Source organism: Saccharopolyspora rectivirgula DSM 43747 (assembly GCF_000497205.1).
Lineage (GTDB): Bacteria > Actinomycetota > Actinomycetes > Mycobacteriales > Pseudonocardiaceae > Saccharopolyspora > Saccharopolyspora rectivirgula.
Genome location: NZ_AYJW01000027.1, coordinates 39355 through 52458 on the forward strand (window position 1 = coordinate 39355; position 13104 = coordinate 52458).

A 13104-nucleotide genomic window follows, 5' to 3' on the forward strand; every position below is an offset into this window, starting at 1 on the left:
GAGCGGCTGCTGCTCTGCGGGACGGAGCTCCTCCGCAGAGCCGCGAGCAGTGAACGGAAGCTGGACCGGCGCGGTTCCAGCTGAACGCAACAGGAAGGAAGGACCGTGAGCGACTACACGCCCACCCCGGAAGACCGCTTCTCGTTCGGACTGTGGACGGTCGGTTTCCGAGGTGGAGACCCGTTCGGTGAGCCGACGCGCGACCGGCTCGACCCGGTGGAGGCGGTGCACCGGTTGGCGGAGCTGGGGGCGTGGGGCATCACCTTCCACGACGACGACCTGATCCCGTTCGGCAGCGACGCGGAAGAACGTTCCCGGGTGCTGTCTCGGTTCCAGAAGGCGCTGGACGAAACCGGACTGGTGGTTCCGATGGTGACCACCAACCTGTTCACGCACCCGGTGTTCAAGGACGGTGCGCTCACCGCCAACGACCGGGACGTTCGGCGCTTCGCGCTGCGCAAGGTGCTGCGCAACGTGGAGTTGGCCGCTGAACTGGGAGCACGGACGTTCGTGGCGTGGGGCGGTCGAGAAGGCGCCGAGACCGACGCGGCCAAGGACGTGCGGGTGGCGCTGGACCGCTACAAAGAAGGCATCGACGTGGTCTGCCAGTTCATCAAGGACCGCGGTTACGACCTGCGACTGGCGCTGGAACCCAAGCCGAACGAACCGCGAGGCGACATCCTGCTGCCCACGGTGGGGCACGCGCTGGCGTTCATCGACCAGCTGGAGCACCCGGAAATGGTGGGTGTCAACCCCGAAGTCGGGCACGAGCAGATGGCCGGGCTGAACTACGTCCACGGCGTGGCGCAGGCGCTGTGGGCCGGCAAGCTGTTCCACCTGGACCTCAACGGGCAGCACGGCATCAAGTACGACCAGGACCTGCGGTTCGGCGCGGGAGACGTCAAGAACGCCTTCTTCCTGGTCGACCTGCTGGAGTCGGCCGGTTACGACGGTCCGCGGCACTTCGACTTCAAGCCGCCGCGCACCGAAGACGCCGAAGGGGTCTGGGCCTCGGCCGCCGGGTGCATGCGCAACTACCTGATCCTCAAGGAGCGGGCAGCGGCGTTCCGCGCCGACCCCAGGGTGCGCGAAGCGCTGGAAGCAGCGCGGGTCCCGCAGTTGGAGACCCCCACGATGGCTCCCGGCGAAACGGCCGCGGACCTGCTGGCCGACGACGACTTCGACGTCGAAGCCGCTGCCGCCCGCGGCATGCACTACGAACGTCTCGACCAGCTGGCGATGGACCACCTCCTGGGGGTCGCCTGACCTTCCTGGCGCGGACCGGCCGCGGCAGCCGGTCCGCGCCAGGAAGGCGTTCCGGCCTCGCGATCCGGGTGGTTCGTCGCCGGGCCAGCAGCTGGATGCCGTGGGCAACCCTTCCCCGGGCGGGCGAGGGCTGCCCACCGCGGGCCCGGGGGAGGGCGGCGCGTGGTGGGGTTCACCAGAACGGCAAGCCCAGGTGGTGGAGGCGCGCAGGCCGATCGAGGTGATGTGCGAATCTACGGAGGGCTGGTTCCTGCGAGACCACCGGAGCAGACTGGACCCGGCGCGTGGTGCAGCTGCCACCGGGCTCCGATTCGCCGGAAACTGACCGAAGAGCTGATCACTTTCACTGCGGAGATCCGATGAGACTGGTTGCCGGGGTCGATTCCTCCACTCAGGCCACCAAGGTCGTGGTGTGCGACGCGGAGACTGGCAAGGTGGTGCGCGAAGGACGCGCCCCGCATCCGGACGGCACGGCCGTCGATCCGGAGCACTGGTGGCAAGCCCTGCAGACCGCGACCGAAGGCCTGCTCGACGACGTGGCCGCGATCGGGGTCGCTGCCCAGCAGCACGGCCTGGTGGCGCTGGACGAGCGGGGCGAGGTAGTGCGCCCGGCGCTGTTGTGGAACGACAACCGCTCCGCCCAGGCAGCGCTCGACCTGATCGAGGACTTCGGCGGCCCGCAGGCCTGCGCCGAGGCGGTGGGCAGCGTGCTGGTCGCCAGCCACACCGCCAGCAAGCTGCGCTGGATGGCCGAGCACGAGCCGCAGCTGGCCGACCGCGTCACGGACGTGCTGCTGCCGCACGACTGGCTGACCTGGCGGTTGACCGGTGAGTTCGTCACCGACCGCGGGGATGCCTCCGGCACCGGCTACTGGTCTCCCCGGCTGGGCGAGTACCGCAACGACCTGCTGGCCACCGCGTTCGGCGGCCGCACCCCGCGAACCCCGCGGGTGCTCGCCGCGGCCGAACCCGCCGGGCACACCAAGGACGGCAAACTCGTCTCGGCCGGTACCGGGGACAACATGGGTGCCGCGCTGGGACTGGCGATCGAACCGGGCGATGTCGTGGTGTCGCTGGGGACCAGCGGAACCGTGTTCGCCTCGGCCAACACCCCGAGCGCTGACCCGACCGGGATCATCGCCGGTTTCGCCGACGCCACGGGCGCTTTCCTGCCGCTGGTGTGCACGCTCAACGCGGCGCGGGTGCTCACCGCCACCGCGACGATGCTGGGCGTGGAGATGGCCGAGTTCGACCGGTTGGCGAGGCAGGCCGCCCCGGGAGCGGACGGCCTGGTGCTGCTGCCGTACCTCGACGGGGAACGCACGCCGACCTTGCCCGACGCCAGTGGAACGCTGTTCGGGCTGCGCCGGGGGAACATGACCCCGCAGAACCTCGCCCGAGCCGCTGTCGAGGGCATGCTGTGCGGGTTGGCCGCTGGCATCGACGCGCTGCGCGAGCAGGGGTTGCCGGTGCAGCGGGTGCTGTTGATCGGGGGCGCGGCCCAGTCCGCGGCGGTGCAGCAGGCGGCACCGCAGGTCTTCGGGGTTCCGGTCACTGTTCCCGCTGCCGCCGAATACGTGGCGCGCGGGGCGGCCCGGCAGGCGGCGTGGGCGTTGGCCGGGACCGAACTGCCACCTGACTGGCCGCTGGCGGATTCCGTCCAACTCGACGTCGTCGATCCGCAGCGAGGAGAACAGGTGCGGCAGCAGTACCACGCTGCTTACACCGAGCTGCACGGCAAGACCGACCGGTAGTCGGCAGCGAGCTGGCCGCTGCCGGGGTTGGTTGCGGACCGCAACGGTCGGGATCTGGTGGCCGGGAACGCCTTCCGCAGTGGATCGTGGAATTCCCGGCCACCGCCGGCTGTTCTCGGCCGAGCATCCGGGCGAGAACAAGGGTGGCGGTCAGGTGATCAGATCGGTTGGACCATCCTTCCCAGGACGCGCTGGGTCAGTCCCGCGTGGTCCACGTCTTCGGTGGGATTGACGTCCCACTCGCCGATCTGCACCGATGATTCCACGATGAGCTTGCAGCGTTCGTAGCGGCGCTCGGCGTACCGGGCGAAGGCCTCTTCGAGGCCGTTGCCGCCCGACAGGCACTCCGCGAGCACCACGCCGTCTTCGATCGCCTGCGCCGCTCCCTGACCCAGTTGCGGGGTCACGGCGTGCACGGCGTCGCCGATCAGCACGATCCGGCCCTCGTGCCACGGTGGTGGGGCGATCAGCCACTCTTCGGGGCGCACCACGATCACCGACGGGTCGTTGATGTGCTTGTCCCGCACCCGTCCGGTCAACCCGCCGAACGGGGCGAGGCGCTCCCGGAGCACCTCGTCCAGTTCGTCGGGGTGCGGTCGGTCGTCGCGATCCCACGAGGTGCTGTAGAAGAGGTAGGCCAGGTCTTGTGCCAGTGGCACGAAACCGGCTGTGCCGCTGGGCCCTTTCTGCAGGATGATCCGGTCGATCTCCGGTTCGCGGGGAATGTTGCACCGGAACGCGAACTGGCCGTTGTAGACGGGTTTTGCGGTTTCGCCCAACACGTGCGCGCGGACCTCGGAATGGACGCCGTCGGCGCCGACGACGATGTCCACGACCTCGCGGGTTCCGTCGCTGTAGCGCACGTCGACACCGTTCGGGGTGTCGGCCAGTTCGGTGAAGGTCTTGCCGTATTCGATGACGGCTCCCGCTTCGCGGGCTTTGCGGGTCAGGATTTCGTGCAGCCGTGGGCGGGTGAGGCCGTTCAGCGGGGGCAGGCCGGAGCCGGGAATGGTAGCGCCTGGCATTTCGCCGATCACGTTGCCTTCCACGTCGAGCACCCGGCCCCAGGCGGTGCTCGAGAAGCCCGCGTCCAGGCATTCCTGCGCGCAGCCGATCGCTTCCAGCGCGCGCAGCGCGTTGACCGGTTGGATGATCCCCGCTCCGGCGACGGAGGAGCGGAGGCCCGGTCGCAGCTCCACCACGTGCACGTCGTAGTCGGCGTTGCGGAGTGCGATGGCGGTGGTGAGACCGCCGATTCCGCCGCCGACGATCAGGACGTTGCCTCGGCCCACATCAATCACCCGCGTTCGTTCGTGTCGCGTCGCTTCAGAACGCAAATACCATGTACTTTCATATGTATAATTACTTTGCGGGTATGGGAAGCAGCGGCGAGACCGTGCGCGGTGGAGCGATGAGCGGCCTTCGACTAGGCAGGAGATCCGCGGCGGAACCGGGGGACGCTCGAGAAGGGGTGCGGAGGTGCGCGACCCCGGGGCCCGAGGGTGGGCGACCGCGCAGCGCTGCGACGCCGATCAGCAGTTTCAGTTCTGGGGCGCCGCCGAGCCGGTGACCGCAGCCTCAAGGGCGCGAGCGCAACTCGTACCGGCGTTCGGCGTAGGCCAGGTCGTCGCGCCACAGGCGAGCCGCGGCCCGGCGCATGAGCGGCCGGATCGCAGGAGCAACGGTCCTGGCCAAGTTGAAGCCGGGCCGGGGTGAGCGCGCGATGACGGCTTCGATGACCGCTGTGCGCGGCTTCCCATCAGGCCCCGGGCCGAGGGGAGTCGCGTGCGTCTCCACCACGCTGCCGGCCCCCTCGCCGTCGATGATGCGCATGACGATGGTGCGCGGATCCGGACAGACGAACTCCGCGCGCACCGGCACCCCCAGCGTCGGGGTCACCAGGAACGTCACCGCAACGACGAAGCGGTCCTCGGAATCGTCCACAACGGACTCATCCGGGGCTTGCAGAACGCGCAGCCTGGAGAAGGAGTACGGGTGGAACCAAGAACCGTGCCACGGGTCGAGACGATTGGCGATCACGTCCCGCGGCTCGCAGGTCCCGACGAGAGTCGCCACCGAATCGATGCTGCTGGCAAGATCGGGGCGCTCGGTGATCACCGGGGACTCCAGCGGTTCCTCCCCGCCCACCCGGTCCAGCCGCACCCACGCCAGGACACCGTCGTCGTGACTGGGCAGCACCCGCCAACCGCAGTCGCTCGTCTTCCCCAGGCGCAAGCCGTGCCACCGGCACAACAGATCTCCGCCGTCCACCCGCGCCTGCGACAACGGCGCCCCCAAGTGCGGGCAAGTTCCGGGGCCGACCAGCAGGGCGCCGCGTTCGTCGCGCCACGCCACCAGCTCAATCCCCGCCACCGTGGCACCGCAGGGCCGATCCGAGCGGATGTCCCGGCTGGCGGCGAAGACGAACCAGTTGCCGGACGGTCGCGCCTCGGCTCGCTTGAGCGCGGCTTGGATCAGCTTCGGCCGGGCCTCCTGGTACGTCGGCTCCTGGCGGGCCCACGGGATGCGCGGAATCGGCTGCAGCGGCCAGGTGCGCGGCCACCGGTGACGCAGGTTCACCATGCTCATCACTCATCACCTTCCAAGAGAAGCCCAAGCGCGCAGCGGTGCCAGCCGCCCGCGTGTCGGCACGCTGGTGAGCTCGTGGCCGGCCAACCCCCACCGGGCCAACAGCGTGTTGGCGGCGTGCCAACCGGTGGCCGCGGCCCGTTCCATCAGGGCGACCGGGAGATCGATGCGGATCCCGTCCCCGGCCAGCACCAGGCCGCCGAACGGAGTCCGCACCCGAGGCCGCCGGGCGAAATCCCCGAGCCCGAACATGGGGCAGTCCTGGCGCCACAGCGACCGCTGCGCCACCACCCGAGCACTCCCGGTTTCCGGGTACACCTGGTGCAAGCGCTCCACGAGCCGATCGCACAGCGCGCGCACGCGCGCCTCCTCGTCCCCGGGCAGCCGTTCGACGGCGTAGGCGTGCAGCTCGACCACCGAGCCACCGCGGCGATCCGCCCACTGCTGGGCTTCGCGCTCGTAGTGGTCGAGCACGCTGATGTTGTCCAGCGGAGCCAACCCTCCGGTGGCCAAGAACGGAGGGCGCCGCGAGGAGACGGGCCGGTCCAGCCACAGCCGGTGCACCAGGAACGGTGGCGCGGTGCGCAGCCGCAGCACCTGCTCCCGCCACTGCGGGTCCGCCAGATCCGCAGAAGCGTCGACCACCGAGCGCAACCCGGCCACGTCCAGGGCGAGCACCACGCCGTCGGCCGGCAACTGCTCACCCGTTCCGGTGTGGACGCGGAAACCGGCCCCAGGGCGTTCGACCGCGGTGACCGCGACCCCGGTGCGGAAGCGCACGCCCAGCGATTCCAGGTGGGCCCGCAGCGGCTCCCACAGCGCGGTGTCGAACGCAGAAGTGGGCACGTCGAACACCAGTCCCTCGGCGGAACCGAGGAAGTACAGGTGGAACATCACCGCCAGTTCCGCAGCGGACATCTCCCGCGGGGACGCGAAGAAACTGCGCGAGAACACCTCGAACGCCAGGTGTCGCGCCGGGCGCGGGAAGTTGATGCGCTCCAGCAGCGTCTCGGCGTCGACGTGGTCCAACAGCTGGTAGATCTCCGGTACCGACACCGCCGCCAGCGGAGCAGCCGCCCGGGCGTCCAGCGCCAGCAGGTCGCGCAACCGGAAAGTCGGGCTGCGCAAGGCGAAGAACAAGGCGTTCCACGGTGGAGTGCGGGGCAACCCCCGGAAGGTGTCCCGGCGGCCGTGCGCGTCCAGCAACGGGTAGTCCGGCACCGAACGCAACCGGCGCAGCTCGGGATCAGTCCGCTGCAGCAGGGCGCGGAGGTTGTAGTACTGGCGGAAGAAAGCGTGGAAACCCCGGCTGACCGACAACTGCCCCGCGTTGGCGTCCTGCTCGGTCCACGCGCCCACTCGCCCGCCGAGGTGCTCCTCGCGCTCCACCACGGTGACCGCGACACCGCGCTCGGCCAACGCGGTGGCCGCGGTGAGCCCCGCGATCCCGGCTCCCGCGACGACGACCTGCGGACGCCGGGGGAGTTGATCGGCGTGCGCAGCCCCGCGCGGAGCGAGATGGCGAACCGCGCGGGGATCCCGGGGAACGCGCACTGCCGGGTTCACGGAGCCTCCCGTCCCGGGGCGGTCGCCAGGAAGGTGTGCACCACGCCGCGCTGCCACCCGGTCATCGTCCCGCTGCGCACATCGGTGAACCCGGCCTCGGCCAGTCGCCGCCGGAACCGGGCCGCGCCGTCGAAGCTCAAGACACTGCGCCACAGGTGGCGGTAGAGCGTGCTGTCCCCGGTCAACAGGGAACCCGCGGGAATGATGATCGACCAGCACACCGCGCTCCACACGGCAGTGGCCACCGCCGAATCGCGCACGGAGTACTCGTGCACGGCGAGAGGAGCGCCCGGGCGCAGCAAGTCCCGCAGCGCGCGCAACTGCCGATCCGGTTCGGCGAGGTTGCGCACCAAGTACGCGGCGAAGATCCCGTCGAACGGGCCGTGGACTCCGTTCTCGGCGAGCTCCTCGACCCGGGTGTGCACGAAGCGCACCGAGGGCGGCCAGGGCTTCTCCGCGGCCTTGGCCAGCATCCGCGCCGAGGCGTCGATGGCGGTGATCTCCGCTTCCGGTGCTGCCGCCAGCAGGGCAGCGGTGGACGCCCCGGTGCCGCACCCGGCGTCCAGCAGCCGCATGCCCCGGCCGCGGCGCGGGATTCGCATCCTCCGGGCGGACAGCCGGAGGTGGGCGTGGTAGCCGGGATTGGCGCCGACGAGCCGGTCGTACGCGACTGCTCCGGTGTCGAACGCGTCAGCGACCGCGCTGCGGACCAGTCCGGTCGGCCCCACCCTCATGCCGACTCCTCGTTGCGGTCGGCCTGCCGCTGCCACAGCAGCAGAACAGAGGTGACGAGCGCGAACCCGAACAAGAAGTCCTCCACCGGAATGTCCCAGGGCATGCGCACTCCGCTGATGTGCTCCGGTGCGTACAGCACGATCGGTGCGGACAGCTTGGTCAGCCACCCGTCCACCGCGACCTGGAAAGCACCCACGATGGCCATCGAGATCCAGTAAGCCGGTTTGGTGAACAACCCGGTGCGCAGCACCAGGAGCTCCCAGCAGCACACGGCGACGACCGCCAGCACCGCCGGGAGCGTGTAGCCCAAACCCGTCACGAGCGCACCTCCCCGGCCGGCTCCTGCGTTCGCCGCCCCGTGCGCAGGCGGCGGAGCATGGCTTGCACGCAGCTGTAGGTCAGCACCGCGCACACCGGGATCACCAGGAAGAACAGGAATTCCTCCAGCGGTATCGCCAGCGGTAGCCGAACACCGGTCATGTGCTCGGGGTTGTAGCTCCAAACCCGGTTGGCGATGGCGATGGCGTCCCAGACGAGGAACACCGCGGCGACCGGGAGCACCGCCCGGGCCAGTCGGACGGGTCTGCGGTAGACCCGTGCGCCGAAGAACTCCAGAGGTGCGGTGATCGCCAGGCAGCCGGCCAGCACGAGCAGGTACTCGAACTGCTCCATCCCCCCCTCCGCTTGCAGCACCGGATCTTCCCGCCGGTGAGCGCCCGCCCGCGGTGCGGCGGGCAGGCCGGGAACCGGAAGCAGCGCGACTTCCGGAGGTTCCGAGTACAACACCGGTGCGGTCCTGCCGCACGGCAGGAAGTCGCAGGCGGGGGTGGGCGGGACGGCAGGGGATTCCCCTGCGCAGCGGGAAACCGGCGGGCAGTGGCTCGGATGAGCGCTCCTCGAACCGGGAGCTTCCACCGGGGCGTTTACCGCGAAAGGGGTAACCCATCAGCTCGTTCGCTGCTCGAATGCGCGGAGATTGATCTGTTCGAGTGAAGTGTCCGATTTTGATTGATCGAGCAAAAGTTCGGTCACTAGGTTTGCCTTGCAATTCGACCGGAGGGGAGATGACCTCACCCGCAAGGACCGCGCCGCGCACGGCACCACGCAGTGGAGCTCTTCGCGATTCGGCGCCCTTGCGCAGGGCATTCCCGCGCGCCGGCAAGCACTGCACCGCTGCAGTCCTCCTCCCGCGCCCCTGGGGCCGCGACAGGAGGAAGGGCTGCGCGTTGTGCCGCACCGACAGGAGAACCCACATGCGTTTGGCACGAGCCGTTTCCCGCCGCGATCTGCTGAAGCTCACCGGGGGCGCGGTCGCAGCGGGGGCTTGGTTCGGCGTCAGTGGCTGCAGTGCCCTGGGCGGATCGCAGCAGAACGGCAATTCCCAGGTCGAGAAGCCGAAACTGCGCGTGGGAGCCTTGCCGGCCTGCGAACTCGCCGTGCTGCACCTGGCCGTGCGCGACGGCCACTTCCAGGAGCAAGGGCTCGACGTGGAGATCGTCAACGCTCCCGACGGCGGTGCCGCGCTCGCCGCCGCCATCGGCGGTGACTACGACCTCGCCAGCAGCAGCTACCTGCCGATATTCCGAGCCCAGGCGCGAGGAGTCGCCCAGCTGAAGATCGTGTCCCACTGCGCGTCAGCGGTGCCGGACAGCTTGATGATCATGGCTTCTCCGGGGTCCGGTGTTCGCGAGGTGCAGGACCTGGCCGGCAAGCGCATCGCCATCAGCGGCGCCGGCACGATTTCCGAGCTCATGGTGAAGGCCGTCATGCGCGCTCACGGCGTGGACTTCGACGGGGTCCAGTGGGTTCCGATCGGTTTCCCGAACATGCCCCAGGCGTTGCAGGCCAACGAGGTCGACGCCGCGCAAACCGTGGAACCCTTCACCACGCTCTCGGTGCGCAACGTCAGCGCCATCCCGGTGGCGGACGTCGCCACCGGTCTCCTGGAGGAACTGCCGCTGAGCGGTTTCGTCGCCAACGCGCGCTTCGCCGAGGAGAACCCGCGGACGGTCGCGGCCTTCCAACGCGCCATGGACAGCGCGGCTGCTGCCGCGCAGGACCGCAGCAAGGTCGTGGAGCTGCTGCCGGAGTTCACCAAGATCGATCCGGACATCGCTCCGGTCATCACCCTGCCGAAGCTGGAATCCCGGATCGGTGCGGCGGACTTGCAGCGCGTCGTGCGCCTGATGCGGGACTTCGGCTACGTGGACGAGGAGTTGGACGTGGCCGGGATGGTCCTCGAGCCGCAGGAAGGCTGAAACACCTGCCGCGACCAGTTCCGGACCGCCGGCGCGCCCGTTCACCGGATGGTCCAGCGTGGACGATCTCGTCCGCGCAGTGGACCAGTGGTGGGTCGAGGTGCTCGCGCGGGCTGCTCGATGCGCACGACCTGACCGGGGGAGACGAGTTCGTTCTGACCGCGCCCCCGGCCGCGGAGTGCTAGTTTGCGGTCATGCCCGCTGCTGCTTTTCCCGCTGCCGCCGGTGTCTGGTGGACCAGTGACGAGGTGCCGATCACCGAGGTCCAACGAGCGGCCGAGGAGCTGGAACAGCTCGGCTACGGCTCGCTGTGGTTCGGCGAGGCGATGGGCAAGGAAGCGCTGACCCAGGCCGGTGCGCTGCTGGCCGCCACCCGGAACTTGCGGGTGGGCACCGGGATCGCCAACATCCACGCCCGCGACGCGATCGCCGCCGAATCCGGCAGCCGCACCCTGTCCGCCCTGCATCCCGGACGTTTCCTGCTCGGCCTGGGCGTGAGCCACGCGCCGCTGGTCCAACACCGCTCGGGGAACTACCGGAAACCCCTGGCGACCATGCGCGAATACCTCTCGCGAATGGACCAGGTGCCGGAGACGGTCGAACCCGGTGCCGCGAGACCACCCCGGCTGCTGGCGGCGCTGGGGCCGAAGATGCTCGAACTCTCGCGCGACAGCGCCGACGGTGCGCACACGTACCTGGTGACACCGGAGCACACCGCCCGGGCCAGGGAAGTGCTCGGGCCGGACAAGCTGCTCGTCGTCGAACAGGGGGTCGTGCTCACCACCGACGAGCAGACCGCGTTGCACCGGGCGCACACCCACCTGGACATGTACACGGGGTTGCCGAACTACCGCAACAACTGGCTGCGCCTGGGCTTCCACGAGGACGACTTGGTGCGCGGCGGCAGCGAGCGACTGGCAAGAGCACTGGTCGCCTGGGGAAAGCCCGAGGACATCGCTGCCCGCGTGCGGGAGCAGCTCGACGCCGGCGCCGATCACGTGGTGGTGCAGGCGCTCGGTGACGAGCGCAGCACGGACCCGCTCCCCGCGCTGCGCGAACTGGCCCCCGCCCTGACCAGCGGTCGGTAGGCCGACGAGGCGCTCGGTCACTCCCGGTCACACGTTTGCGCACGGGGCCAGCCGGGGAGCCCCTGGCTGGAACAGCCAGTGCTATTCGAAACGACGAGCAGGAGCGTGATCGGACATGGGTGACAGGCTGAGCGGTCGACGAGTGGCCATCCTCGCCGCTGACGGGGTCGAACAGGTGGAGCTGGTCGAGCCGCGTCGAGCGGTCGAAGAAGCCGGGGGACAGGCCGAACTGGTGTCGACCCATTCCGGTGAGATCCAGGCCATGAACAAGGACATCAACCCCGCGGACCGGTTCCCGGTCGACCGCGAGGTATCGCAGGTTTCCCCGGACGACTACGACGCCCTCATCCTGCCCGGGGGCACGGTCAACCCGGACAACCTGCGGAACAACCCCGACGCGGTGGAATTCGTGCGGGGCTTCGTCAACTCCGGCAAACCGGTCGGGGCGATCTGCCACGGGCCGTGGACCCTGGTCGAAGCCGATGTCGTGCGGGGACGCCGGGTCACCTCCTACCCGAGCATTCGCACCGATCTGCGCAACGCCGGCGGCGAGGTGGTGGACGAAGAAGTGGTCACCGACCACGGATTGGTGACCAGTCGCGGCCCCCAGGACCTGCCGGCCTTCAACGCCAAGATCGTCGAGGAGATCGCGGAGGGCAAGCACACCGTGCCCGCCTAGCAGCGGGTGAGCAGCGGAGCTCCTGCCGCCGTGCCCGGTGCGGGCGCGACGGCAGGAGCTGTTCGTGCCGTGCTCACTTGACCGCGCCCATGGACAGGCCGCGCACCAAGTGGTTCTGGGCGAACCAACCGATCACCATCACCGGCAGGGACGCCATCAGGGCCGCCGCCGAGAGCTGCGCCCAGTAGAGGCCTTCGCTGGTGATGAAACCGACCAGGAAGACCGGAACGGTGGCGGCTCGAGCAGCGGTGAGGTTGACCGCGAAGAAGAACTCCGTCCAGGAGAAGATGACGCAGATCAGCGCGGTGGCCGCGATCCCGGGAGCCACCACCGGCAGCACCACCCGGAACAGCGTGGTCGGCAGGGAGGCCCCGTCCACGCGGGCGGCCTCCAAGATCTCCTTGGGCACCTCGAGGAAGAACGACCGCATCATCCACACGGCCAGCGGCAGGTTCATCGCGGTGTAGAGCACGACCAGCGCCCACACGTTGTCCAGCAGGCCGATGTTCTGGGAGATCACGTAGAGCGGGATGATCGCCGCCACCGCCGGCAGCATCTTGGTGGACAGGAAGAAGCCGAGCGCATCCCGCGTGCCGGGCACGGCCGCCAAGGACAGCGCGTAGGCCGCCGGGACGGCCAGCAGCAGCACCAGCACGGTCGACGTCGCGGTGACGAACGCCGAATTCGCCAAGTACGGCAGGAACCCGCGTTCCAAGATGCCTGCGAGTTGTTCGAGAGTGGGGCTGAAGACCACGCGCGGTGGATCGGTGTAGGCGTCGGCTTCCCGCTTGAACGCCGTGAGCACCATCCACAGCAGCGGGAAGATGAACACGATTGCCACCAGCCAGGTGAAGGCGGTCAGAACCCCCCCGCCGAGACGACCGCGGATCCGCATCATCGCACCTCGCTCACACCGAAGCTCCGGAAGATCAACCGCAGGGCGAAGGTCGCCACGACCAACGTCAGCAGCACCACGATCACACCCATGGCGGACGACTGGCCGACGTCGAAGCCCTCGAAAGCGCGCTGGTAGATGTAGTAGGGCAGGTTCGTGCTGGCCGTCCCCGGACCACCCTGGGTCATCAGGTAGATCGCGTCGAAGCTGTTGACGATGTAGATCGCCCCGAGCAGCGCCGCCAGCTGCAAGTAACGGCTCAGCTGGGGCAGGG

Annotated in this window: 12 protein-coding genes and 1 pseudogene; 5 read left to right on the plus strand and 8 right to left on the minus strand. The window is 69.4% G+C overall.

From position 1 onward, the window contains the following. The first annotated feature begins 105 nt into the window (after positions 1–105). Positions 106–1266 carry a xylose isomerase gene (xylA, locus tag SREC43747_RS0109655; RefSeq protein ID WP_029721008.1) on the plus strand — a complete coding sequence of 387 codons (1161 nt, stop codon included), beginning with the start codon at positions 106–108 and terminating at the stop codon, positions 1264–1266. 359 nt (positions 1267–1625) lie between these two features. Then, complete coding sequence (gene xylB, locus SREC43747_RS0109660) at positions 1626–3020, plus strand: xylulokinase (protein ID WP_029721009.1); 1395 nt, start codon at positions 1626–1628, stop codon at positions 3018–3020. Between the two features lie 158 nt (positions 3021–3178). Here xylB and SREC43747_RS0109665 read toward each other — a convergent pair whose 3' ends face one another. The 6 genes from SREC43747_RS0109665 to SREC43747_RS0109690 all read right to left on the minus strand — a co-directional run bounded on the left by SREC43747_RS0109665 (position 3179) and on the right by SREC43747_RS0109690 (position 8582). After that, entirely contained in the window at positions 3179–4312 is a 1134-nt protein-coding gene (locus SREC43747_RS0109665; protein ID WP_051387915.1) for an FAD-dependent monooxygenase, read from the minus strand. Between the two features lie 286 nt (positions 4313–4598). Further along, positions 4599–5609 (minus strand): Rieske (2Fe-2S) protein, encoded by a 1011-nt coding sequence (locus tag SREC43747_RS0109670; RefSeq protein WP_029721011.1) that lies wholly within the window; start codon positions 5607–5609, stop codon positions 4599–4601. 6 nt (positions 5610–5615) lie between these two features. Next, positions 5616–7175 carry an FAD-dependent oxidoreductase gene (locus tag SREC43747_RS0109675; protein WP_029721012.1) on the minus strand — a complete coding sequence of 520 codons (1560 nt, stop codon included), beginning with the start codon at positions 7173–7175 and terminating at the stop codon, positions 5616–5618. Next, positions 7172–7909, minus strand: coding sequence for a class I SAM-dependent methyltransferase (locus tag SREC43747_RS0109680; RefSeq protein WP_029721013.1), 738 nt, complete (start codon positions 7907–7909; stop codon positions 7172–7174). The genes SREC43747_RS0109675 and SREC43747_RS0109680 overlap by 4 nt, the downstream gene beginning before the upstream one ends. Then, positions 7906–8229 (minus strand): lycopene cyclase domain-containing protein, encoded by a 324-nt coding sequence (locus SREC43747_RS0109685; protein WP_029721014.1) that lies wholly within the window; start codon positions 8227–8229, stop codon positions 7906–7908. The genes SREC43747_RS0109680 and SREC43747_RS0109685 overlap by 4 nt, the downstream gene beginning before the upstream one ends. After that, entirely contained in the window at positions 8226–8582 is a 357-nt protein-coding gene (locus tag SREC43747_RS0109690) for a lycopene cyclase domain-containing protein (protein ID WP_029721015.1), read from the minus strand. Before SREC43747_RS0109690 ends, SREC43747_RS0109685 begins: the two co-directional genes overlap by 4 nt. A 581-nt stretch (positions 8583–9163) precedes the next feature. On the opposite strand from SREC43747_RS0109690, the gene SREC43747_RS0109695 reads away from it, so the two are divergent. From SREC43747_RS0109695 to SREC43747_RS0109705, 3 genes are all read left to right on the plus strand, one after another. Beyond that, positions 9164–10168 carry an ABC transporter substrate-binding protein gene (locus tag SREC43747_RS0109695; RefSeq protein WP_029721016.1) on the plus strand — a complete coding sequence of 335 codons (1005 nt, stop codon included), beginning with the start codon at positions 9164–9166 and terminating at the stop codon, positions 10166–10168. Between the two features lie 194 nt (positions 10169–10362). Continuing rightward, a complete protein-coding gene (locus SREC43747_RS0109700; protein WP_029721017.1) occupies positions 10363–11256 on the plus strand; it encodes an LLM class F420-dependent oxidoreductase in 894 nt (297 codons plus the stop codon). Between the two features lie 115 nt (positions 11257–11371). Beyond that, positions 11372–11935 (plus strand): type 1 glutamine amidotransferase domain-containing protein, encoded by a 564-nt coding sequence (locus SREC43747_RS0109705; protein ID WP_029721018.1) that lies wholly within the window; start codon positions 11372–11374, stop codon positions 11933–11935. Between the two features lie 73 nt (positions 11936–12008). Here SREC43747_RS0109705 and SREC43747_RS0109710 read toward each other — a convergent pair whose 3' ends face one another. Further along, a complete protein-coding gene (locus SREC43747_RS0109710; RefSeq protein WP_029721019.1) occupies positions 12009–12833 on the minus strand; it encodes a carbohydrate ABC transporter permease in 825 nt (274 codons plus the stop codon). After that, a pseudogene (locus tag SREC43747_RS0109715) lies at positions 12830–13104 on the minus strand (sugar ABC transporter permease); the annotation flags it as partial. The pseudogene SREC43747_RS0109715 and the gene SREC43747_RS0109710, both read right to left, overlap by 4 nt.

Excerpts from the sequence above, each read along its gene's own strand:
- xylB (WP_029721009.1), top strand. The coding sequence starts at position 1,626 with ATGAGACTGGTTGCCGGGGTCGATTCCTCCACTCAGGCCACCAAGGTC.
- SREC43747_RS0109670 (WP_029721011.1), bottom strand. The coding sequence starts at position 5,609 with ATGAGCATGGTGAACCTGCGTCACCGGTGGCCGCGCACCTGGCCGCTG.
- SREC43747_RS0109680 (WP_029721013.1), bottom strand. The coding sequence starts at position 7,909 with ATGAGGGTGGGGCCGACCGGACTGGTCCGCAGCGCGGTCGCTGACGCG.
- SREC43747_RS0109690 (WP_029721015.1), bottom strand. The coding sequence starts at position 8,582 with ATGGAGCAGTTCGAGTACCTGCTCGTGCTGGCCGGCTGCCTGGCGATC.
- SREC43747_RS0109695 (WP_029721016.1), top strand. The coding sequence starts at position 9,164 with ATGCGTTTGGCACGAGCCGTTTCCCGCCGCGATCTGCTGAAGCTCACC.
- SREC43747_RS0109700 (WP_029721017.1), top strand. The coding sequence starts at position 10,363 with ATGCCCGCTGCTGCTTTTCCCGCTGCCGCCGGTGTCTGGTGGACCAGT.
- SREC43747_RS0109705 (WP_029721018.1), top strand. The coding sequence starts at position 11,372 with ATGGGTGACAGGCTGAGCGGTCGACGAGTGGCCATCCTCGCCGCTGAC.
- SREC43747_RS0109710 (WP_029721019.1), bottom strand. The coding sequence starts at position 12,833 with ATGATGCGGATCCGCGGTCGTCTCGGCGGGGGGGTTCTGACCGCCTTC.